The sequence below is a fragment of the Metabacillus sp. KJ11-3 genome (genome assembly GCF_055808295.1).
The window spans coordinates 1430945-1454106 of sequence record NZ_CM147865.1 but is presented as its reverse complement, the minus strand read 5'-3'; the positions used below and the strand labels follow the sequence as shown (position 1 = coordinate 1454106).

General features: G+C 33.8%; 29 protein-coding genes and 2 pseudogenes. 5 read left to right on the top strand and 26 right to left on the bottom strand.

Annotation, left to right across the window (positions count from 1 at the left end):
• Positions 1–185: 185 nt before the first annotated feature.
• From AC0L8O_RS07660 to msrB, 5 genes and pseudogenes are all read right to left on the bottom strand, one after another.
• Positions 186–413, bottom strand: coding sequence for a YozE family protein (locus AC0L8O_RS07660; RefSeq protein ID WP_026560715.1), 228 nt, complete (start codon positions 411–413; stop codon positions 186–188).
• Between the two features lie 179 nt (positions 414–592).
• Positions 593–1582, bottom strand: a complete 990-nt coding sequence (gene bioB, locus AC0L8O_RS07655; protein WP_473447181.1) for a biotin synthase BioB — start codon at positions 1580–1582, stop codon at positions 593–595.
• Between the two features lie 122 nt (positions 1583–1704).
• Positions 1705–1827 carry a YjcZ family sporulation protein gene (locus AC0L8O_RS07650; protein ID WP_078432887.1) on the bottom strand — a complete coding sequence of 41 codons (123 nt, stop codon included), beginning with the start codon at positions 1825–1827 and terminating at the stop codon, positions 1705–1707.
• A 163-nt stretch (positions 1828–1990) separates the two neighbouring features.
• Positions 1991–2368 carry a VOC family protein gene (locus AC0L8O_RS07645; RefSeq protein ID WP_026560713.1) on the bottom strand — a complete coding sequence of 126 codons (378 nt, stop codon included), beginning with the start codon at positions 2366–2368 and terminating at the stop codon, positions 1991–1993.
• A 97-nt stretch (positions 2369–2465) separates the two neighbouring features.
• Positions 2466–3418: pseudogene (gene msrB / locus AC0L8O_RS07640) on the bottom strand (peptide-methionine (R)-S-oxide reductase MsrB).
• A gap of 169 nt (positions 3419–3587) precedes the next feature.
• Here msrB and AC0L8O_RS07635 point away from each other — a divergent pair.
• Both AC0L8O_RS07635 and AC0L8O_RS07630 read left to right on the top strand, forming a co-directional pair.
• Positions 3588–4010, top strand: a complete 423-nt coding sequence (locus tag AC0L8O_RS07635) for a MarR family winged helix-turn-helix transcriptional regulator (protein ID WP_473447180.1) — start codon at positions 3588–3590, stop codon at positions 4008–4010.
• Between the two features lie 165 nt (positions 4011–4175).
• Positions 4176–4421, top strand: a complete 246-nt coding sequence (locus AC0L8O_RS07630) for a hypothetical protein (protein ID WP_026560710.1) — start codon at positions 4176–4178, stop codon at positions 4419–4421.
• Positions 4422–4472: 51 nt separating this feature from the next.
• On the opposite strand, the gene AC0L8O_RS07625 is transcribed toward AC0L8O_RS07630, so the two are convergent.
• The gene (locus AC0L8O_RS07625) at positions 4473–4595 is read right to left on the bottom strand and encodes a hypothetical protein (RefSeq protein WP_286158782.1); all 123 of its coding nucleotides are present in this window, start codon (positions 4593–4595) and stop codon (positions 4473–4475) included.
• 304 nt (positions 4596–4899) lie between these two features.
• On the opposite strand from AC0L8O_RS07625, the gene AC0L8O_RS07620 reads away from it, so the two are divergent.
• Positions 4900–5073: a hypothetical protein gene (locus AC0L8O_RS07620; RefSeq protein ID WP_156932058.1), complete on the top strand. Its 174-nt coding sequence runs from the start codon at positions 4900–4902 to the stop codon at positions 5071–5073.
• Between the two features lie 45 nt (positions 5074–5118).
• Here AC0L8O_RS07620 and ypmT read toward each other — a convergent pair whose 3' ends face one another.
• The 10 genes from ypmT to ilvA all read right to left on the bottom strand — a co-directional run bounded on the left by ypmT (position 5119) and on the right by ilvA (position 13866).
• Positions 5119–5307, bottom strand: a complete 189-nt coding sequence (gene ypmT / locus AC0L8O_RS07615) for a protein YpmT (protein WP_026562627.1) — start codon at positions 5305–5307, stop codon at positions 5119–5121.
• Positions 5308–5357: 50 nt separating this feature from the next.
• Positions 5358–6479 carry a S1C family serine protease gene (locus AC0L8O_RS07610; protein ID WP_026562626.1) on the bottom strand — a complete coding sequence of 374 codons (1122 nt, stop codon included), beginning with the start codon at positions 6477–6479 and terminating at the stop codon, positions 5358–5360.
• A 3-nt stretch (positions 6480–6482) separates the two neighbouring features.
• Positions 6483–7643, bottom strand: a complete 1161-nt coding sequence (locus AC0L8O_RS07605) for an FxLYD domain-containing protein (RefSeq protein ID WP_473447179.1) — start codon at positions 7641–7643, stop codon at positions 6483–6485.
• A 199-nt stretch (positions 7644–7842) separates the two neighbouring features.
• Positions 7843–8424, bottom strand: a complete 582-nt coding sequence (locus tag AC0L8O_RS07600; RefSeq protein ID WP_198025779.1) for a YpmS family protein — start codon at positions 8422–8424, stop codon at positions 7843–7845.
• A gap of 4 nt (positions 8425–8428) precedes the next feature.
• Positions 8429–9235 (bottom strand): SGNH/GDSL hydrolase family protein, encoded by an 807-nt coding sequence (locus AC0L8O_RS07595; RefSeq protein ID WP_473447178.1) that lies wholly within the window; start codon positions 9233–9235, stop codon positions 8429–8431.
• 224 nt (positions 9236–9459) lie between these two features.
• Positions 9460–10041 carry an SCO family protein gene (locus AC0L8O_RS07590; protein WP_026562622.1) on the bottom strand — a complete coding sequence of 194 codons (582 nt, stop codon included), beginning with the start codon at positions 10039–10041 and terminating at the stop codon, positions 9460–9462.
• Positions 10042–10138: 97 nt separating this feature from the next.
• Positions 10139–11104: a nucleoside hydrolase gene (locus tag AC0L8O_RS07585; RefSeq protein WP_026562621.1), complete on the bottom strand. Its 966-nt coding sequence runs from the start codon at positions 11102–11104 to the stop codon at positions 10139–10141.
• A 184-nt stretch (positions 11105–11288) separates the two neighbouring features.
• Positions 11289–12131: a DegV family protein gene (locus tag AC0L8O_RS07580; RefSeq protein WP_026562620.1), complete on the bottom strand. Its 843-nt coding sequence runs from the start codon at positions 12129–12131 to the stop codon at positions 11289–11291.
• A 112-nt stretch (positions 12132–12243) separates the two neighbouring features.
• The gene (locus AC0L8O_RS07575) at positions 12244–12495 is read right to left on the bottom strand and encodes a DUF2535 family protein (protein WP_026562619.1); all 252 of its coding nucleotides are present in this window, start codon (positions 12493–12495) and stop codon (positions 12244–12246) included.
• 102 nt (positions 12496–12597) lie between these two features.
• A complete protein-coding gene (gene ilvA, locus AC0L8O_RS07570; RefSeq protein ID WP_473447177.1) occupies positions 12598–13866 on the bottom strand; it encodes a threonine ammonia-lyase IlvA in 1269 nt (422 codons plus the stop codon).
• Positions 13867–14018: 152 nt separating this feature from the next.
• Here ilvA and AC0L8O_RS07565 point away from each other — a divergent pair, with 152 nt between their 5' ends.
• Positions 14019–14246, top strand: a complete 228-nt coding sequence (locus AC0L8O_RS07565) for a hypothetical protein (RefSeq protein ID WP_473447176.1) — start codon at positions 14019–14021, stop codon at positions 14244–14246.
• Between the two features lie 116 nt (positions 14247–14362).
• Positions 14363–15004 (top strand): PAQR family membrane homeostasis protein TrhA, encoded by a 642-nt coding sequence (trhA, locus tag AC0L8O_RS07560; RefSeq protein ID WP_473447175.1) that lies wholly within the window; start codon positions 14363–14365, stop codon positions 15002–15004.
• A gap of 61 nt (positions 15005–15065) precedes the next feature.
• On the opposite strand, the gene AC0L8O_RS07555 is transcribed toward trhA, so the two are convergent.
• The 10 genes and pseudogenes from AC0L8O_RS07555 to AC0L8O_RS07510 form a co-directional block, all read right to left on the bottom strand.
• Positions 15066–15554, bottom strand: a complete 489-nt coding sequence (locus AC0L8O_RS07555) for a dihydrofolate reductase (protein WP_026562615.1) — start codon at positions 15552–15554, stop codon at positions 15066–15068.
• Complete coding sequence (locus tag AC0L8O_RS07550) at positions 15551–16345, bottom strand: thymidylate synthase (protein ID WP_026562614.1); 795 nt, start codon at positions 16343–16345, stop codon at positions 15551–15553. Before AC0L8O_RS07550 ends, AC0L8O_RS07555 begins: the two co-directional genes overlap by 4 nt.
• 42 nt (positions 16346–16387) lie before the next feature.
• Positions 16388–17128 (bottom strand): anthrax toxin lethal factor-related metalloendopeptidase, encoded by a 741-nt coding sequence (locus tag AC0L8O_RS07545; protein ID WP_051475747.1) that lies wholly within the window; start codon positions 17126–17128, stop codon positions 16388–16390.
• Between the two features lie 264 nt (positions 17129–17392).
• Complete coding sequence (locus tag AC0L8O_RS07540; RefSeq protein WP_026562613.1) at positions 17393–17998, bottom strand: YpjP family protein; 606 nt, start codon at positions 17996–17998, stop codon at positions 17393–17395.
• A 456-nt stretch (positions 17999–18454) separates the two neighbouring features.
• Complete coding sequence (locus tag AC0L8O_RS07535; RefSeq protein ID WP_084043113.1) at positions 18455–18586, bottom strand: YuzL family protein; 132 nt, start codon at positions 18584–18586, stop codon at positions 18455–18457.
• A 33-nt stretch (positions 18587–18619) separates the two neighbouring features.
• Positions 18620–19396: a class I SAM-dependent methyltransferase gene (locus AC0L8O_RS07530; RefSeq protein ID WP_473448752.1), complete on the bottom strand. Its 777-nt coding sequence runs from the start codon at positions 19394–19396 to the stop codon at positions 18620–18622.
• Between the two features lie 48 nt (positions 19397–19444).
• On the bottom strand, positions 19445–19879 hold the full coding sequence (locus AC0L8O_RS07525) for a BrxA/BrxB family bacilliredoxin (protein WP_473448750.1): 435 nt from the start codon (positions 19877–19879) through the stop codon (positions 19445–19447).
• 414 nt (positions 19880–20293) lie between these two features.
• Positions 20294–21417: pseudogene (locus tag AC0L8O_RS07520) on the bottom strand (conserved virulence factor C family protein).
• A gap of 160 nt (positions 21418–21577) precedes the next feature.
• Positions 21578–22192: an HD domain-containing protein gene (locus tag AC0L8O_RS07515; RefSeq protein ID WP_034333362.1), complete on the bottom strand. Its 615-nt coding sequence runs from the start codon at positions 22190–22192 to the stop codon at positions 21578–21580.
• Positions 22193–22654: 462 nt separating this feature from the next.
• Positions 22655–23161 carry a hypothetical protein gene (locus tag AC0L8O_RS07510; RefSeq protein ID WP_026562607.1) on the bottom strand — a complete coding sequence of 169 codons (507 nt, stop codon included), beginning with the start codon at positions 23159–23161 and terminating at the stop codon, positions 22655–22657.
• Position 23162 lies beyond the last annotated feature (1 nt).

Genomic DNA, 23162 nt, shown 5'->3' with positions numbered 1-23162 from the left:
ATTGTAAGGATAAGATAGTATATGCTGTATTTTTCATTTCGTCATGGGTTCCTGAAAATCATTGCAGATCTATATAACGGTATGTACCTCTATAAAAAAATTTTGTTATATACTATTATCAATATAATTTTTTATCATTTAAAAGGCACAGGATAATTCTATAGAAATCATCCTGTGCCTTTCTTTTAAATAATTTTTAAAATTTCTTGTTGATACCTTTCCCATGCATCATCAAATACGGTCATACTAACTAAATAGGAGCCATTCATTTCCAAATAGGAGCTTATTTCATCATAATTATCTGTGTTTTTAGGAAAGCTATGATCATTATAAGCATCATTAGCAAACTTAGAAATTTCATCCTGTGGCTTAGGATGACGATATTTCATTAAGTAATGATAAAAAGATTTCAAACGTCATTCCTCCTGCTGACAATATTGTATAATTATAGCTTGTTCAAGAACGGAATAAAACCATTACCTTTTAGAAAAACGTAGGTTTTTTATATAAAAAAATACCTCAAGCATTCCAAATAAAATGGAACAGCTAGAGATATTCTAACATTCATTCTATCAAAATTCACTTTTTAAAATTATACTTTTGATTCATGAAATTGAAAATCTATTTCAAACCCTAAGTCTTCTAACATTTTATGATCAGCCGTGCTTTCTTGTCCAACTGTTGTCAAATAGTCTCCCACAAATATCGAGTTTGCTGCAAATAATCCAAGTGGTTGAAGTGATCTAAGGTTCACCTCACGTCCCCCTGAGATTCTGATTTCTTTTGTTGGGTTTGTGTAACGAAATAGTGCAAGTACTTTTAAGCAATACCTTGGATTAAGCTCATTCGTTCCTTCAAGCGGAGTCCCGTCTATAGCATGTAAGAAATTTACCGGTATAGAGTCAGCATCAAGTTCTTTTAAGCTGAAAGCCATATTAACAACATCTAGAAGAGATTCTCTCATCCCAACAATCACCCCGGAACATGGTGAGATTCCACTTTCTTTCACAATAGCAATCGTATTCAATCGGTCATCATATGTATGGGAAGTTGTAATCTCGTTGTGATGTTCTCTTGAGGTATTGAGATTGTGATTATAACGATCAACTCCAGCTTCCTTTAATTTAACTGCTTGTTCTGGCTTAAGTATCCCAAGACAAGCACAAACTTTTAATCCATATTTTTCTTTAATTTCTTCTACAGCAGAAGTGACATGGCTCACCTCTCTATCCGTAGGTCCTCTTCCACTCGCTACGATGCAATAGGTGCCTACTTGAAGATGATGCGCTTGCTCTGCTCCTTTTAAGATCGTCTCTTTATCTAGCATTCTATATTTCTGAATAGTTGCTTTTGACACACTGGATTGTGAACAATACCCACAGTTTTCAGGGCATAGTCCTGATTTTGTATTCATAATCATATTTAACTTTACTTTTTTCCCATAATAATGTCTTCTTATTTTGAATGCTCCGTCCAATAATTTTAATAAATCTTCATCAGGACATTCTAAAATTGATAGAGCTTCATTCGTAGTTAATACTTTTCCGTTTATTACATCATCAGCCACTAACTCCCAATTCACATATATTCCCCCTTTTATTAATCTACTAATAATGGTAATGATTAGGTGAATATATGTCAACTTTATATTTTGTTTAGTTTACAAAAAGGAGCCCATATTGAGCTCCAAAAGTGTCTGACGAATTAGTTAATATAAGCTGCACCTACGATGATTAGCAAGATGAAAAGGACTACGATTAAAACGAAGCTGTTCCCGTAACCGTAACCGCCACCATATGGATATCCACACTCATTATAGCAATGCATAATAATTCACTCCCATAATTTATTTTGATTTCACTCTACATTATGCTATCGGTAGGTTGTATTGTTTGTGTGTTTGCCTATTTTCTAGGTAAAAAAACCACTTCATTCTATATATATAACAATGAAAAAACCGTGCTTCTGGTCTTAGCACGGTTAATACACATTAATTTTCAAAGAATTCAATCCATTCTTTATCAGGGCCCCGAAAGAATATATACTTTGCACCATTCGGTAAAACGGTAATATCTTCATAGATCCATTCCACATTGGCAGACTGTAATCTTTTTCTCTCAGCTTCAATATTATCCACTTTGAATGCAATATGATGTACTTTTCCTTCATCAGGTAAATCCGGATTATATCCTTCAATTAATTCAACTATAATTTGGTCTTTCACACCTAAAAATGCCAATTTCATTTTCCCATCTGTATGTGAAAATTGATCAAGAAGTTCTAAACCTACTACCTCTTGGTAAAAAGAAATTGATTTATCAATATCAGCTATTTGGATACCTACATGTTCAAAACCTAAAACTGCCACTTTCCCCACTCCTTTTTCTCTAATATATTCTATTTTATATAATCAGTAATTTGTATGTCTACATTTAAAAAGGCTGAACTTCAGCCTTTTTAACTTACTATTCAAATAATGAGAGATATTTTCCATACCCTTCTTTTTCTAAATCTTTCTTTGGGATAAATTTTAATGCTGCCGAATTAATACAATACCTTAGCCTGCTTGGACCCGGTCCATCATCAAAGACATGTCCAAGATGTGAATCAGCTGTTTTACTTCTAACTTCTGTTCTAACCATACCATGGGAAGTATCTACTTTTTCGACCACTTCAAAGTCCTGAATCGGTTTTGTAAAACTTGGCCATCCGCATCCCGCATCATATTTATCCGTTGAGCTAAATAATGCTTTACCTGAAACGATATCAACATAAATCCCTTCTTCTTCATGATTCCAATATTCATTGTGAAATGGAGGCTCTGTTCCACTTTTTTGTGTGACTTCATACTGAATTGGTGTTAGTGTGGCTTTTAGATGATTTTTATCTTTCCAATGTTGTTCAATAAACCGATCACGCCCAGAACCGGAACGATATTGTTTATAACGTCCTGTACTCTTTTTATAAAAATCCTGATGATATTCTTCAGCAGGATAAAAAGGCATTGCTTCACGAATTTCAGTTACTATAGGTTTTGAAAACCTGTTGCTATTTTCAAGCTTTTTTTAGACTGTTCAGCACGTTCTTTTTGCTCTTTAGAATGATAAAATATAGCTGTTTGATATGATTCACCGCGATCATAAAATTGACCACCTTTATCTGTAGGATCAATTTGTTGCCAAAACAGCTCTAATAACCTCTCATAAGGGAAAATATCCGGATTAAACGTAATTTGAACAGCTTCTAAATGTCCAGTCGTATTTGAACATACCTCTTCATAAGTAGGATTTTCTTTGTCTCCACCTGTATAGCCTGATATAACACTCTCAATACCTGGTAATTCATCAAAAGGTTGAACCATACACCAAAAACATCCACCCGCAAACGTAGCTAATTCTAAATTATGATTATTACTCATTAATTTAATCACCCTACTTTCATATTGACTAATGATTTCTATTATATAGCATGTATTGTATCCTGGAAAAGTAAACTGCTTACCTTATTTAATATGATATCTCTTGACACATCCATAGAACTTCCTTAGTCTAATTAAAAGGATATTATGTAAGTACGGAGGAAAAAAGTTGAATAATCGTCAAGAAAAGATGTATGAAATGGAAGCTTTAATGCGACATGTATATAGAAAATTACGCCAAGAAATGAATCTTGTCTACGATAACGAAATGTCAAGAAATGAGTTTTTTATATTAAAGACTTTATTTGAACATGGTCCCAAAAAGTCTTCCGATTTATCTAAAATGTTGAGTGTATCTGCTTCTCACATTACAGCTATAACAGACTCTCTAATTGAAAAAAAATGGATCGACCGTATTCGTTCTGTTCAAGATCGCCGAATTGTAGACATACACCTTACGGAAGAAGGAAAAAACACCCTTCTATTGTTTGAAAAGAAAAAAACAGATTTTTTATTGAATAAATTTAATGAGTTTAGTGAGGAAGATATTAAGAATTTTATTATCTTATTTAATAAATTATTAAATGCTTAATAACCTCTTTGAAATAAGGATGACTTTATTTGTCATCCTTTTATATTTTCTCATGAATAAATGAACACAACTTCATTATACATTTGTCAACAAATCCACTTTTTCAAACATAAAATCCCACCAATTGTGAATAATAAGAAAAACACATATGGAGGTCATGATTCTATGTCATCACCGTATTTATGTCCAAATTGCAAAACCAATAGAACAAGATTCAATATTATTGAACAACAAGTTAAATCTGTAAAATTAAACCCACAAACTGGAGATGTTGTGGAACAACTAGATCAATCTGCATTAGACCCTTTTCACATTTCCTATAAGGGACCCGAATACCGCATTCAATGCGGGACATGTGGCTTAATTGAGGACGAAATTTCTTTTATAAAAAGAGCACAAAATAATCAATAACAGTGACAAGAGGTTAAGAGAAAATCATTACTTCCCTCTACCTCTTTTTTATCATTCACTATTTTGTGTTGTATTAAAAAACATTTTCTCTTTGCTGTTATTCTTTATATTTTGCTTTTTACCTTTATGCTTCCCCATTTTCCCATCTGACTCATAACTTAATTTATTTTTCATCTTACCATCCTTCCTTTTATCGATACCCTCATTTTTTCCGAACATAATGAAATGTATGTAAACTATTTATACTTACTTACAGGTAAGACTACAGACTGAGAGTTGAAACATAGAAGGACTAATTTACCTAGTTTCATAAAAAGTTATTGTAAAAAATATTAATAGATTTTTAACCTAATATTAATTATTAAAGATCCTGTTTAGTTTTTGTAAAATCAGTATACACTCATTCATTTTCTATTATTATTAGATTGAACCAGCCGGGTTCTAAGTAAACACTATTCGTTACATGGGAGGAATTAAAATGAATAAGAGCTTATTGTTAAAAGTTGGAGCATCATTACTTGCTGTATTTTTAATGGCTGCATGTAACAACACAGATGATACTGAACAGGAAGAAACAAATGTAGAAGAAACAGAAGAAGGAACTGAGGAAGAAAGTCCAGAAGAAGCTGAAACGGAAGAAGAAGGATCTTAATTAAATAGAAAAACTGAGAGGTTGATACCCTCTCAGTTTTCATTTTTATGATTTAGATTTTTCATCTTTTATATGCCATAAATAAAAAGCAACACTTAGACACATTGTACTGTACGCAAGATTCAAATATACTTCATCCATATTATCCGCAGCAAGCTTCTGCCATGCTATCCCGCCAAAAATGAATGAAACAAGAATTGCAGCAAGCGCAAAGATCATAAATTTATTTTTCATTCATTGAACCCCCATCTTAATACTCTTACCTTTATATATTTATACTCTGACTATTCATGCTGATCTTCAGAAATAATTTTGGCTTGGTCATTTTCATAAGCTACCATATAGTTCATCTTTTTAGAAGTGCTTTTATGTCCATGGTCTGTTTGTTCGGTAACCGTTAAAACTGTTTCTACAAGTACCTTGTCTTCAATCTTTGTTGTTTTAAGCTCATCAACCCTTATTGAAATAATATTCAAATATTCATTTCTAAATGATTGATAATCAATATTTGTTTGCCAGTTACTTCCCAGTAATGAATAAGCTGTTACAAAATCCTGATAATTTATACTATCAATGAAATAACTGACAAGGTAATCAGCTGTTTCGATAATTTTATTTTCATCGATTTCTTCAACTTCGTCAACCGCTTCTACAACAGGTAAGTTTTTCATTGGAGTTTCTGACCAGCTATTTACTAATGGAAGGACCGTTCCTATTGGAAGGCTAAATCCGATGCTTCCTTGTTCAATTCTTGCGGAGTTGATTCCAACAACACTTCCTGTTCTCCTATCAATTAATGGGCCGCCACTGTTTCCTGGAGCAATCGGAGCAGATATTTGGTAAACATCATCATATTTATACGGTTCTACGTCCAATTCTCTGTCGGTCCCGCTAATTATTCCAGTTGTAACAGTGTTCTGAAAGCCCAAAGGACTTCCCAAGGCTAAAATTTCATCACCTAATTCCAGCGAAGTATTGGGTGCCAGTTTTAATGGTTCAACATTTTCTAAGCCGTTAACCCTTACGACAGCAACATCGGTTTCAGTACTAATCCCAATTACTTCACCTTCATAACCCATTGCATCTGTTGTACGGATTTTCACCTGCTTCGCACCACTTATTACATGTGCGTTTGTTATGATATCCCCCTTATGATTATAGAGAAAGCCTGAACCCACTGTTCCATCCTCTAACTCAACCATTACAACCTTCTTTTGAGCTTCCCGAATGATTTCTTTAATCTCTAGTGGTGGTTGAACCGCATTTACATCTTTGTTTTGATTTAAGATGGTTGATTCAGAGTAAACTTTTTTTGCTGTATACTCTTTAACATAAAAAAAGCCTATTCCGCCTGCAATCCATATGAGAAGGGATATTAAGATACTGCTAATCATTCTTTTCTTCATAGATTATCCTTTCTTCTCTTCTAAAAGCCATGATATATTTGTGACCTCAACCTTTACCTTTTCTTTTGTTGAATATGATACATGTTCAAAATTTCCAGATTGACCAGGCTCCAACTTGTTAGGAAAAATATTTGTCTTACCTTCCTCAAGTATTGAACCTTTCCCATTTAAAACCCGAAATTCAATTACTATTGAGTGAACACTTTCAGTACCTTTGTTTTTAACACGACCTTTAATATAGGCATCCCCATATTTATCAACGTTTGCCTTTACTTCTACTAGTTCTACAGCTTGTGTAGAGTTCATCTGCTCTTCTTTTTTGGCAACTTGTATTGCCTTATTAATTCTCTCTTGCTCTGCTGCCTCAAATGCAGTCTTTTCTTCAATAATACGGTCTTTTAAAGATAATAATTTCTCATTGTTAACAACATATTGCAGTGCTTCTTCAACTGAATTTATAGCTTTATTAAAGTGCTTTTGTTCCAGATTCTTTTCAGCAACAGATGCACTAATACTAACCATTTTCATATAGATTTGTTGCTTTATTTCAGAAGCTTCTTGAACCTCCATTGAATAAAGAGTTGACAACTTATCGGCTAATTCATCTATTGTAGAAAGCTGATTTATTTCTTCTTTCATCGTTCCGACCTTAACACTCGTTTCAACTTGATCAATTTCATAGGATAGTTTCACAAATAATGGTGAACTAGTTGTATTAATTTGCCTTTTAATCAAGTTAAGATCTTTTTGTGCATCTTCAAAGTGTTCATTCATTATTTTTTGTTCAACATCACTTAAATCTTGATTTAAGTCAATAATGGATTCAACTATTTCTTTTTCTTTTATCATTACATCATAGGTATGACGAAATGAAAGACCGGATTCTAGAAAGGATAGTGCTTTCTCATATTCTCCAGCTAAAGCAGCCTTTTCAGCTTTTTCTTGAAAATTAAGAACTGTAGCATTTACTTTTGACTCATAAGTATGTGTCAAAATAAGCCCTGAGGTAACAAGTAGTAAACTTAGAAACGGGGTTATATAAACAAGTATTTTCTTCTTTTTATATGAAGAAGGATGTAGTTGTTCTTCTAGCTTCTTTCCACAATTAGAACAATAATTTGCAGACTTTACTGAAATATTTGCCCCACAGTTTGTACAAAACATTACGCTCCTCCTCTCCAGTAGATAAGGGAACAGAGCCTCTTATTTAATGTTGAGACTTTCATTCTAACAATCTAGCATTTCCTTAATTCGACAATCTATTCTCTTAGTATACATGTTTCATTATGATCATTCTAGCCTTTATCGGCAGTGTAATTTGGACCAATTTTTTAAAAAGCAAAGGTCTAACATTTGTTAGACCTTATGGTAACGGTACATGTAATGTAAAAGTAATATCATCTTCCTCAAGATTAAATGACTCTGCACGAGCACTTAACCCATTTTTTAATGTTAATTGATCTAGATGGATATCAATTAACTTATCACTTGAATGAATGACAACATATTCAGGTAGATCATAATAAGTACTCATATACTTTAATACATATGATACCGGTAGTTTTAACTGTCCGATAGATAATTCATTCACAAGCAACTGTACGTTTCCATCGTCTTTTACGATTGGCTCAAGAACTAATTTCATATCAACGTCTTTATTAAATGCTTGAATTACACCATAAACATTTACTTTATCCTCTAATTCTACATAATACTTTAAGTTTTCTTGGTCTGTTTCCTGTTCAAGATAATGATTCACTAATTTCGTTAACGTACTTTTATCAGTACCAATTAAGAATGGAACAATTTCTTGTCCATCAATATGCTGAGTTTTTTCCTTTTCTCTTGGTTGATCAGCAGGCATTAATAATAAGGAGAAAACAACTATTAAAAAGATTAAATTTATCCCCGCAAGTACAAAAAACAACATTTTCCATTTTTTCATCAAATCACTCATTTCTACCAACAAACTTCTTTGTCATATCCTCATCTGTCATTGCTTGATAAATACGGTCTGCCATTAAAGTATACCCACTCTCATTCGGATGAAACTCATCCTTAGAAAGCAACTTTTGATCGCTTTGCGATGAGAAAATATCATCTACAGGTACAAACACACTATTTTTATCGCTTGTAATCATCTGTTTAGACACGCTATTCCATTCCTCAATAATTTGATCAATCTCATGTAAATTTGGCAACATGAATTTAAAAGGATTATAAAGTCCTACAAATATGATTGGAGCATTTGAATTGTGAGCACGAATCGTTGCGAAGATATCATCTAATCTTCTTTCAAAGTTTAGTTGTTCTTTTCTAAAAGGCTCAAAGTCTAAAGAAAAAATATTTTGACGAACTACATTCATCATATCATTTCCACCAATCGTTATAACAATAACATCTGCTTGGTTCAAAGCTTGAACAACATTCTCTTCTTTTAATCTTTTTTGTAGATTTGTCGTTTTATGCCCTCTTATCCCAAAGTTATCAACATGTACCTCTTTGATTTCTTTTTCTTCCTCTAACATTTCTGTTACTCTTCCTACATAACCACCTTGATTGGACTCATCCCCTATACCCTTTGTTAATGAATCCCCTAGGGCAACTAGCCTTACTGATTTAGGAATAAACTCCTCTGAAGGTTCCTCTTTTTGTGTAAGAGAAACTGGTTTGGTTTCAAGTGTTGACATCGATTCAGATATACATCCTGTAAGAATCAAGCTTACTATACAAATGGTAATTACCTTTCTTATCATGAAATCACCCTGTCATTTAGTTTAAAAACCTATTATATCATGGATAATATATTAGTTTTTAGACTGAACTTTCATAATAGAATGATACTCTTTACGTAATCAATAACATCAAAATCTACTAAATAAAAAAGTCAGAAATCACAAACACAATATACAGCTTACATTATTAAATAACGTGCTATAATGGAGTGTTTTTATGAGATCTGACCGTCACTATTATTCAATTACTGAGTTAGCGCCTTAATATCTTTGATCATTTGATCATATGGCGGGTTTTCCACACCATTATAGTCCTTCATGACCACACCATTTTGGTCAACTACATAAAAGGAAGTTCCATGAAGGACTTGATCACTATTTTTGGGTTTTTGCACAATTGTTTTAAAACTTTCTCGTGCAAACTCTTCAATTTCCTTTTGTGAATAACCCGTTAAGAAATCCCAATTTTCAAATGATATGGAATAAGGTGCCGTAAATTCTTTCATTTTTTCAGGAGTATCATTTTCAGGATCAACACTAAACGAAATGATTCTGGCGTTTACACCTTCACTTTTCATCTTCTGCTGTAATTCACTCATATGTGCCGTCATCGGAGGACATACTGTCTCACAATTTGTAAAAATAAAGTTTGCTACCCAGACTGTCCCTTTTAGGTCTTTCAATGTTAGAGAGTCATTATTCTGATTCGTGTAACTAAAAGATTGTACTTCATAGTTTAAAGGATCTTTAATGGGAGATTGGTTTCCACACGCATTTAGTACCAATAAGAAAATACCAAGTACTAAAACTTTCTTATATTTCAACATATCATCTTCACCCTTCTTTTACTTCAACAAAAAGAATTTTATCAAAGTTGTCTGAAAAGTAAAAGGTAATTTGTGTGAAGATTCTATGTCCTCATTTTTATTTTTCATTCTTAAATGTATAATATAAATCCTCTAGAAAATATGCTCGATCAAATTTAGCTGCGATGAAATGTGATGGATAATCAGCAAGCTCCTTAAAAGGTCTAAAGTCACCAATACTCTGGCCTCGTGCATCATCACTTTCTGTGCTGACTTTGACTGGCCTTTCTATGAACTCAAAGTATTGACTATTTACAACAGCCCATATAGTTAACAAATCATGCAAAGGGCCTCCGGAAATGGAAGGATCTCTTTGTTTATACCATTTCGTATAGTAATCGATTATAGGCTTTAACAACATACCTGCCCGGTCACCCTTACTTGTAAAATGCTTATTTAATTCATCTAAATAATTGTCTGGAATAATTGCATAGCTTGTTACATTTAATGGGAAGATTTTAGCTTTTTGTGCCTTACTTAAAACTAAATTCGCAGCATAATGATCACTATAAAAGTTTGCTTCAGCAATAGGTGTTGCATTACCAGGAAACAGAAATGCTCCTCCCATAATAAAAAGCTCTTTAACTTTTGAAAGAAGATTTGGATAGAGGACAACTGCAGTTGCTAGAGAGGTTAGCCTCCCGACATTCACTATCATGACTTCATTCGGATAAGATTCAAGAACAGTAACTATTTCATGAAAATTTTCAAATTCAGGAATTGGTTCAGATAAATCAGGAGTAATGGGGCCTAAACCATATTCTCCATGAATTTCCGGAAAATAAATCGGATCTTCTCCTGTCAGTGGTCTAACAGCACCACCGATTATTGGGATATTTGTTAAACCCATTAATTCACTTAAATATGTGGCCGTTCTTGTTGCATTGTCTTTTGATATATTCCCATAATCAACAACAACTCCAACAATTTCTATATCTTTACTATAAAAGGCATATAATAAGGCTACAATATCATCGATTCCAAAATCTCCGATAAACAACACTTTATTACCGATTGTACACACCACCTTCTACAATCTGTTCTTATGTAATACTATCTTTCTGTCTTATGGTTATTTTATGGATAAAATTCAATCATGTGCCTATCCATTAAAGTGTCTATAAATATATTTCTTATAAAACAATAAAAAGCGACTCTACATTAATCATCTGACTAACAAGATGATCATGTAGAATCGCAATTATATTTTATTCAGTATAATACATAAATCCAATTGCCCCTTTGCCTGTATGCGTAGAGATAATAGGAGTTGTAAAAGATATATCTACGGTAATGTTTGGATAAATATCAATTACAGCTTTTTTTAAGTTATTCGCAAAATCAAATGCATCTGCATGGGCAATTCCTACTGCTTTAACTGTTTTACCTTTAATATCCTCAGTAAATTGCTTTGCTAAAAACTTAACTGCTTGTGAATGACTTCTTACTTTTCCTACAGGAGTGTAAACTCCATCTTGTAACTTGGCTATAGGTTTAATGTTAAGCAGAGAGCCAATAAGTGCTTTACCTCTGCCAATTCGACCACCTTTCACAAGGTTCTCAAGTGTATCAACACTAATATAAAGCAATGTGTTTTGGCGTATTTCACTTAACCTTTTAAGAATTTCCTCTTTTGAGGAGCCATTTTTAGCCATTTTTGCAGATTCAATCACTTGAAATCCCAGTGCTTTTGAAATAAACATGGAATCCATTACAGTTACATCTGCGGTTGACATTTGGGCGGCCGTTTCAGCTGATTGTACAGTTCCACTTAAACCCTTTGACATATGAATAGAAATGATTGCACTTCCATCCATACTAAGTTCATCATATACTTTCAAAAACTCCCCGACAGGCGGCTGTGAGCTTTTGGGCAGCTCCTTAGATTGACTCATCATTTCAATAAACACTTCTGGAGTCACATCAACTCCATCAAGATAATTTGTTGAGTCTATTGTTATTGATAGTGGTACAACTGTGATTTCATATTCATCTAGTAATTCCTTATCCAAATCAAGAGTAGAGTCTGTTACAATCTTTACTTTGGTCAAACCATCACATCCCTAAAAATACTAACTCCATTATACAACCAATTGTTGGACAATCAATGGTTATTAGAAGGTAATAATGAAGGGAGCCAAAAAATATTTGGCTCCCTTCATTCTAAGCATTGTTTTTTAAAACACTTGTGCCAAATATCGCCTCATAATCAGGCCATTTCAGCAGTTTTTTCAAGTAATCTTTAAAAGAATAAACAGTTTTTGGATTTTTCTGTGCGTGAATTAATGTTATAAGTTTTTGTAAACGGATTTGAAGCATGAAACAGTATTTGTTATCTTCCTCCAATACTGGAATATCAGTAATCTTTACCTTCTGTCCACTCATTAACTTGAACTCTAGGCTTTTGAATAACAAGTTATCAATCCTCTTTTTTACCCGTTTCCTATATTATAACCTAATTCAAATTGTAAGTCTGTCTAAATTTGTCTAATAGCAAGTTTTTTTAAAGTAAAAAAATTAAATGAGCAAGTGGAAAAGATTGCTGTCTTTATTCACTTCTTTATAGTAAAAGCCTTTTTTCTTCATTCTTTGAAGAAGCGGCTCATAATCTTCTTTTTGTTTTAGTTCAATTCCAACTAATGCAGGTCCTTTATCTTTATTGTTTTTCTTTGTATATTCAAAACGATTGATATCATCGTTTTGCCCTAAAACTTCATCTAGAAATTCTCTAAGTGCTCCTGCACGTTGTGGGAAATTAACAATAAAGTAATGCTGTAATCCTTCATACATCATTGATCGTTCTTTGATCTCTTGCATTCTTCCAATGTCATTATTTCCACCGCTAACTACGCAAACAACATTCTTCCCTTTAATTTGGTCTCGTAAGAAATCAAGCGCAGATATAGATAAAGCACCTGCAGGTTCTGCAACAATAGCATTCTCATTATATAAATCTAAAATAGTGGTACAAACTTTCCCTTCAGGTACCAATAGCACTTCTTCCACTACATCATTACAAATTAAAAATGTTTTGTTTCCAACTTTCTTTACAGCTGCACCATCAACAAATTTATCTATTTTATCGAGGGAAACTACTTTATTTTCTACTCTAGATTGATATAGAGCAGGTGCACCTTCAGGTTCAACTCCAATAATTTTCGTTGATGGAGATATTGCATGAAAATATGTGCCTATTCCGGAAATAAGGCCGCCACCACCAACACTGGCTACAACATAATCAATTTCAAAGTCTGCATCGTTTAAAATTTCAACCGCAACAGTCCCTTGACCAGCTATAACATCTGTATCATCAAATGGATGAATAAATGTACGTTTTTCTTCTTCACTGCATTCAACTGCTTTTTGATATGCATCATCAAACGTATCTCCGGTTAAAATAATCTCAACAAACTCTTTTCCAAATAATTCAACCTGTGACACCTTTTGTCTAGGAGTTGTGGAAGGCATAAAAATTTTCCCGTGAATCTTTAATTGTCTGCACGAATAGGCCACACCTTGAGCATGATTACCAGCACTGGCACAAACAATGCCATTTACAATGGCTTCAGGATTTAATTGTTTGATCTTATTAAAGGCACCACGAATTTTAAAAGATCGAACCACTTGAAAATCTTCACGCTTTAAGTATACGTTACATTGGTATTTTTCAGAAAGTTGTTCATTTTTTTGTAATGGTGTATGTGTCACAACATCTTTAAGAAGATGATGTGCTTTTAAAATATCTTCTACATATACGTTTTGCAAATCATTGATAGCTTGTTTCATTTTCACGGTCCTTTCAACTGCTTGTTAATTTGAAATTATATCATGAATATTCAAAATTTAAAGGATATATTATAAATTTTAACATTATTTTAAGAACTACTAGTTCTGTTAATTAAACTTTACACTATGAAAGCTTTAGAGGTGATAAAATAATGGAGTATGAAATTAAAAATATAGAAGGTGCGATTCCGTGTTTAGTGGTTGCAGATCTAGACAATGGACGGTTTATGATCCGTGAAGCAGACACAAGTGGGGCAGTTTTTAACAGCCCAAGAGAAATGCTATTTTGGATATATGAAAATTGGAATGAACAAGATTTTGAAGACAAAGCCTTGTTTAATGAGATTCTATTATCTCTTCAGCAAATCGTACAAGATTAATATACCTTTATTTCATTATACCATATTTAAGTGTGATGTAATTTAAAGGATAAAGTGGTATAATTGATTAATTACCTGATAAAGCAAAGGGATTTTCAAGCTGAAAGGAGAAGGAAATGGCAAACACACATACCTTTTCAAAAGGGGAAGAAATGGCAAATTCGATAACACATGGTATTGGGGGCTTACTGAGCATTGCCGGCCTGGTCGTCTTAGTTGTTTTTTCATCTCTCCATGGTACACCATGGCATATCGTCAGCTTTACTTTATTTGGAGCCACGATGGTTCTATTGTATACAGCATCTACGCTTGTTCACAGCTTCCCGGCTGGTAAAGCAAAAGACTTTTTTGAAATATTAGATCACTCGGCCATTTACTTTTTTATTGCAGGGACCTACACTCCATTCCTTTTCATTGCAGTGAAAGGTTGGATTGGTTGGACATTGTTTGGAATTGTTTGGGGACTGGCAATAGGCGGGACAATATTCAAATCATTTTTTGTAAAGAAATTTCTTTTCTTTTCAACCATTATGTACGTCATAATGGGATGGTTAATTGTTTTTGCTTGGAATCACATTGTCTCAAACGTATCGTTAAACGGTGTTATTCTTCTTGTAATTGGAGGAGTATTTTATACAGTTGGAGCAATTTTTTATGTGTGGCGGGGGTTTAAATACCATCATGCAGTTTGGCATCTATTTGTACTGATAGGAACTGTACTACACTTTTTTTCTGTTTTGCTATATCTTTTACCATAAAAAAGCAGGACAATGTCAGCAATCTGGCTTGTCCTCCTTTTTTCTATTCCGAAAAAAATTCCTAGTCAATTTTTTCATAAACTACAAATTCAAAGTCATAAGGGTTTTTCTCATCCTTAGTTCCCTTTTCAATTGAAATTTTCTTCCATTCAGTTTCTTTTCTATCTGGAAAATAAGTGTCTCCCTCAAACACATCGTCAATCTCTGTAATATATAATCGATCGCTTACGGACAGTATTTCTTTAAAAATTTCTGCTCCGCCAATTACAAACAATTCTTCATTTGAACGGGAAGATAGCTTTAATATTTCGTCAATTGAATGCAAGATGGTACAACCTTCCTGAGAATAGGTTGAATCTCTCGTTATAATAATATTCTCACGTCCAGGTAGCGGTCTTCCAATCGACTCGAACGTTTTTCTACCCATAATAATTTTGTGATTCATGGTTACTTTTTTAAAGTATGCCAAGTCTTGCGGAAGATGCCAAGGTAATTGATTATCTCTGCCAATAAGGCGGTGTTTATCCATCGCAACAATTAAAGAAATCAAACACTAACAACTCCTTTTATATGCGGGTGTGGGTCATAATCTTCAATTGCAAAATCTTCAAAAGAAAAATCAAAAATCGATGTTACATCACGATTAATTTTTAATGTAGGCAATTTTCTTGGTTCTCTTTGTAATTGTTCCTTTACCTGATCAATATGATTTGAATAAATGTGGACATCACCAAATGTATGAACAAACTCCCCTACCTCTAAATTAGTTACTTTTGCCATCATATAAACTAACAATGCATAGGAAGCAATGTTAAAAGGGACTCCTAGGAAGACATCCGCAGATCGTTGGTATAGTTGACATGAGAGTTTTCCTTCAGCAACATAAAACTGGAAAAAGCAATGACATGGTGGTAATGCCATGTTTTCTACATCTGCAACATTCCAAGCAGAAACAATTAACCTTCTTGAATCGGGATTGTTTTTAATTTGGTCAACTACATTTGTAATTTGGTCAATTGTGGAGCCGTCCCTTGCAGGCCATGCTCTCCACTGATGACCATAAACAGGACCTAGCTCACCTTTTTCATCCGCCCATTCATTCCAAATTCTAACGCCATGATCCTGTAAATACTTTACATTTGTATCTCCTTTTAAAAACCACAATAACTCATGTATGATAGATTTTGTATGAAGTTTTTTTGTTGTAATTAGCGGAAATCCTTCTTGGAGATTAAATCTCATTTGATATCCAAATGTACTAATTGTTCCTGTACCTGTACGGTCTTCTTTTTTAACACCATTTTCCAAGACATACTTACACAAATCTAGATACTGCTTCATAAAGACACTTCCCTTATTTTTTTCCTTCATGTATTTTACCATTTAATACTGTGAATTCACATACAAATTGTTCTGTTGAAAAACGGCCTTTTTCTCTAATGATTGAATATATTTAAAAGTTAGTGGTGCCTTTTCATTAAGAGCCTTTTTGTTTTTATCATCAAAGTAGTACATGGCAAAAGTTTCTGCAAAATACTCCTCTGGAAATTGAAGAAAATAATTCTTTAATGGAAAAAGTTGATCTACCTCTTGCTTCCAAATATTAATAAATACTGGATCAAATCGAACATAATGAAAGACATAACGATCAATTGCATGTGCGAATTCATGAAGTTCTAAATTGATTGAACCATGTCCCTTACCAAATTCACTATGGCCGATTTTCGCGTAAACAACACGATTGTCACTCATACCTGGAACTGAGTCCCAGTTTGGATCTGTTTCCCCATAACCTCTAGGTTTGATATTTTTCAAATCACTTAATCCATTTTGATTTGTTAAAGGGCCAGTAAATAATTGAATCTGGATACTTTCCTCTAATGCTAACAATAGAATGTTTTCATCTACCTTTTGAATGTTATATATCATCTTGATGGCTTCTTTTTCTGAAAAAGCAGAATAAGGTAATAAAATCAATTCGTTTACAACAGATTTGGAGGGGTTAAAATCTGCGGTCTCAAATTGATAGGTGGAAAGAGGTCTACCCTCTGGAAAAGCTTTGGCAAGATGATAGAAAGGAATACAAATAAGGATGATGAAAAGAACGATCCCAGCCTTTTTCATGGCGCGCATCCTTTCTTTTGTTCTACTAGGTATGTGGGTAAAAATCATATTTATTTGTTAGGGGTTTGTCATATAGTAGGAGTGTTGGATTTATACAAAATCACTATATTAAAATATTAACACATTCTAAGGGATTCTACTAGATTGCTACTATAAAAGTTAGAAGATACCAACCGGCAAGCATGGATGGTGAAGTATGGTTCCGTTTTTGAGCTATACGTACAAAAAAGAGCATGCATATAAGCATACTCTTCTTAGGTGGGATTAATGAAAGCTCATCCAATTTGGAGGAGTATTTTTATTCCAATAAATACTTCCTAAATCTTTATGAGACTGAAAAGAATCATGATATGTATGGTAATGGAAGTTAAACCAGTAACCTTCTAAAGGTCGATTTTCTCTACGAACATGAAACCGCAATAAATCTTCTCCCGTTTGAGAATGATAAATGTGAAAAATCTTTTCACCTGTTCCACCGGAAGGTTTAGAAATTTCTATATGCTGAAAAAGCTCATCATCTTCAACATTTAAATAATATGTAATCACTTCTTCCATTTTCGGAAAAATGACTTGTTTAAATTCATCTTCGATAACATGGCCAATTCTATCGCCAAATTTAACAAAAGACTTTTGCTCTGCTTCTACTAGTATATTAGACAAAACTTCCTCGTTAGAAAGCGTTTTCTCTTCTTCGATATTAATATTAGCTTCAGCTGCTTGATCCGTATCTTCTTTTGACACGGTTGAATTTGAAACTGTATCTTCTGTTGGTTTTTCCTGAACTGCTGCTAATGAAGCCGGTGGCGTAACAAGGCCAAATGTAGCGATTGAAAATAGGATAACAAGAGATTTACGTAACCATTTGTTCATAGCAGTGTTCCTCCGACATTAAGATTATATGAATATTTTAACACAGAGCCGGAGGTTATTAAATATCAATTTCATGACAAATTTTATAAATAATTTGTGTTGAAAAATATTACACCCAATATCTTTTAATATGATAAGAAAACGTTTAAAATTGTGTATACAGGTAAATAGTAAGTATATTGAATAGGAGGAACTAGATATGGGTTATGATACTTTATTTGTAATCATTTCGTTTATTACACTTGCATATTTTATTTACGTTGAAATTACAGATTAATACATAAGAAAAGCGCAAACGCCAAGAACAGCCTAAGGCGAATAAGACGGTTTGGAATAGAGGACGTTCTTTGCCTTCTATTCCAATGTGGTTAGAAACTAACAATAAGTAAAAAATTTTATACTTTCTTACCTCTTAAAGAAAAGGGTACTTGTTTTCATGCAAGTACCCTTTTCTAATCACGTTCTTTTTGTTTTCTTTCGAGCAGAGTCTACCTGATAACCATTTGTTTCATTTGAGGTTGTACCTTGTCCCTCCACGTTTGGAGAGCTAAGTCCTACTCTTGATGGGTCAACTTTTCTCTTTGCCAAATGAATACACCTCCATGGTCTTATCATTCGCTATTAAGATATTTCTATTACACCATAATGGAATTTTGCTGATTTACGAACATTCACCTCAAATTGAAATTGCTTAAATCTGGAGCTTTTGTAATGATCTTTTAAGACAATTCTTTTTTTGGCTACGCGCTTGGCCTCTTCGATGGTTTCAGCTAGCAGCGACGAATAGGTAGCTATATTTTTTAAAGGTTCAATTCCAACAGAGCCATCAATTGATTCTTCAAACATTGGGTCGAAATATACGACATCAAATGAATCATCATCACAGCTTTTGAGATATGAAAGATGGTCACTATTACGTACAACAATTCGTCTCATCGCCTCATCGATAGCCGATAAGCCTGTTTCCCATTGATTAAGACCTTTATGTACAAGATAAGATAAAAACCTGCTGCCTTCAACCCCTATTATTAATCCATGGGTTCCCACTACATAACTGCCCACTATACTATCAGAAGCAAGACCTAAGGTGCAGTCTAAAACCTTGTCCCCCGGCCGCAAATCGCAAGCATCACAAAAGGGATCTCTCTCTCCTTTTATCAGTCTTTTTATCCTGAACATTGCTGAATTAGGATGAAAAAACAATGGGCTTCCTCCATTTAAGAAATGTAATTCCATCCTGTTTTTCCCCACTACAATAACGTGATCCACAGCACTTTTTTGTATATCTGCTACTGATCTTTTGTTACGTTTTTGATAAGCGGCACCAAGTACACCAGCCATTTGTTTAGCGTATTGATCCAGCTTTTCATTAGGTCTTCCTGATGTTGTAACAATCATCATTTTCTCCTCATTTTAATCATAATAAAAGGATGCGTGAGCATCCTTTTAACAGTACTTTTCAAATGAACTTTCCAGGTTTTGCATAATAGCCTCAATTGAATTCCCTTCGATTTCATGACGTGGAATAAAGTGAACAACCTTTCCTTCTTTCAATAGTGCCATTGATGGTGAAGAAGGTTCAAATCCTTCAAAATAATCCCTCATCTTTGCTGTTGCCTCTTTATCTTGTCCAGCGAAAACTGTAACCAATCTAGAAGGTTTTTTATCAGCGTTAAGAACAGCTTGAGTTGCTGCAGGTCTAGCTAAACCTGCGGCACATCCACAAACAGAATTAACCACAACAAGAACTGTGCCATTCTCATCTTTCATGAAATGCTCAACATCTTCTCCACTTGTCAACTCTTCAAACCCCGCATTTGTTAATTCTGCTCTCATAGGTTTGACCATTTGTCTCATATATTCTTCGTATGCCATTGACATCATTAATCCCTCCAAGTACTTCCCATGTATTTTTAGAATACTATAGCCTATTTCTCAATGCAAATAAGAAAAGCGCAAGCGTCTTGGTCAGCCTCGGGTAAATGAGGCGCAAATGAAAAAAGGCTTTTTTTGTGTATTCCCATTCATTTGTGGCTTATGACCTCGAGGGGCCAGGCGTTGGGGCTGGACACTAAAACTACGTATAAAAATTATGCTTTCTTATTATACTATCATCCATAAAATTTATATACTTTCCGACAGGATAAGAAGAGCGCAAAGCGCCACCAATCAGCTCGAGCTAGTCACCGAAACTTAGTTAAACTTATCTTTTTTATTTAAAAACAAAAGCTTCAAACAAATTACAAGTCAAAACAACCAACCACACTTATATTGGTTGGTTGTCAACGCTAAGTATTACGCTTTTCGACTTTCTGTCATCTGTTTCCAAACTGAACCTTTCGCTTCTTCTCCTCCTTCAATACGTTCTATCGCCATTTTGATTTGCATGCTAACTTCAAACTCAGAATCATTTTCAGCCCCTTTTAATGCAGATAATGCTTTTTCGTCCCCAACTTCATAAAGAAACATGGCTGCCCGCCATCTCACTAATTTATTTTTATCCTTTAAGGCTACCATCATTTCTTCCATGGCTGCAGGATCACCAATGTCTGATAAACAGTCACCTGCTGTTCTTCTCACCGTAACAGATTTATCCTTAAGAGCTTTATAAAGCAATGGTAAAACAGATGGCTTCTCAATCATCCCTAAATAAACTGTAGCCAGTCTTCTGATTGAAGCCTTCTCATCATTTAATGCTTTTTCCAAAACAGGAATATCCTCTTCAGTAGGATTCATTTGGTCTAAATGAGCGAAACGTTCAGTCCAATCATCATGATCTAACATCTCGAGTGTTACTTTATATGATTTACGCGGTTGTATTTTTGCAGATTCTTTATTTTCCGATAAAACCATAAGTAAGTTATTAAGGCGTTCATCAGAATATGCAGCATTTATCTCATCAACAACCTCTTTTCCAATATCTTCGAGATTACCATAACGTACTCCATGTTCTTTCCACTGACGATCTAATACAACATTTTCATTTGACTGCTGAGCTGTAAAAACGGCATCTTTAAAACGGTCCGGTAAGCCAAATCGTTGTTCAGTTAGTCCATCTGTTAATTTAACTTGCATCGGGATATGATTAAACATTTGGATAAATACTTTCACTTCCCCAAACGCTTCTTCGCTCATTCCATCAGTTGAAGATCCTTCCAACACATCTTCTCCGAACGCTTGACGAACCTGAGCTAACAAATCTTTCCAATCGTATTTTGCATTTCTTTCCACAGCTAGAAAATCTGCAACATGATAAACTCCTTTTACCCCTTCAATAGCAAGAATATCTTTAATTATTTGCGGTGCATCTACCGCTGAATTTTTTTGTAATTATTGCTCTTTCCAGAAGGGAGTTCCTCTGATAAAAGAACCTTCATCGTATTAGGACTTGGAGTAGGTTCAATAGATTTTATCTTCATTTTGGGCACTCCTTTATTTATTTCGTAATGGTATTGTAACATAGCCTTGTTTAGACACGCTATTCATAGAATTTCAATTGATTTTCGTTCTATATTCATTAAACAACCTGTTCAATAGGTAAAAAGAAAAAATAGCTATCATTGCAATAATTTATTCCTTTTACTTTTCAGTAGTACCCCACTCTGTATAAAACTGTTGTAAATAATGCTCTAAAAATAAATGCCTTTCCTCTGCTATATGTTTTGCTGTTTCCGTGTTCATTAATTCTTTTAACTTAAGTAATTTATCATAAAAATGCTGAATAGCATGATGGTTATTTTTCTTTTCCGGGTCATATATAATATGCCCACGTGAACCTGCAAAAGAAAATGTCCTGGCAATACCGATTGCTCCGATTGCATCTAGACGATCTGCATCCTGAACAATTTTACCCTCTAAACTCAACTCACTCTGACTGATATTTTTCCTAAAACTTATTGAATCAATAATTTTTAAAACTTTATCTCGATCATCCTTATGAACTCGTTGCATTTTCAATATTTTTTCAACTTCAAGGATATCCAGCCTAATTGTTTCTTTTACCTTTTCATCTATTAAATCATGGAGAATAGCCGCCAATTCAACAATAAATACATCTGCATTTTCTTTTTCAGCTATAGATACAGCAAGTTTTCTTACTCTATCAATATGCCATTTATCATGTCCACTTTCCTCATCTTCGAACTGTTTATACACATACTTTTTTATGTTTTCGATTATGTCTTCTGAATTCATTTTTATCGTTGCCTTCCTCGGGTAATTGAATGATCTCTAAAGTAAAGAACATCTGACTAGCTGCCCTTCATATAATATTTTATCAATTTTAAGGGAGCCAATCAGATGAGAAGAAGAACCCCCGCACAATCATTGGTCAGGCATGGACAGGACGACATGTGATTTTATTACACTGTTATGAAAATAATACATTTCATCAGTTGTTTAAAAGCTATCACGCACCTATTGAACCACCAAGACAAAACTGTGCAGAAACTTTGTCACAGCTTATAAGTATTGGATATACCATTTACCATGTTACCTCCCTACCTGGAAACCAGATACAATATACGTTAGTTCTGTAGGTTATTCCGCTAGCTAATAAGATTTTTGAGTCAAGTGAGATCCAAATAATCCTTTAATTACCATTTCGCTGTTTTGATTATAGGAGCTTGTGTAACTTAAAATAATGAATAGCTTATTTCATTTCCTCGAGGTTAAACCAAGTAAAATGATCGAATGTTCGACTATTTGTAGTAATGCCTCTAAATCATCCTCACCAAACATAGTTTGAAATTCCACTTTATATTTGTGATGATAGTAGAAGGATGTCATTGTAAGTTCCTTTGTAATGAACAAAGATACAGGATGATACTCTCCCCATATCTTTTTAAATTTCCTATATAATATTTCATCGTATTCCTTTGAATCTTGTGTTTCCAAGAAAACCAGAGTTACCTTGCAGCCGGGCTTTCTTATTGTTTGAAGAAGCTCACCTGATAGTTCATGATGAGGCATTTCTATGAGAAATTTAGCTGTTTTTCTTTTGTCTTTTAAACCTTGATACGAAATGGAATATTGTCTGGACATCTTTGCTAGATCAATAATATCACTGCGATCTGTCACAGAAATTTGGTGGTCAATATCCATATCGTAAATATAACCTTCTATTACAACCTTTAAATTATCGAAAACTGTTGGATCGAACATT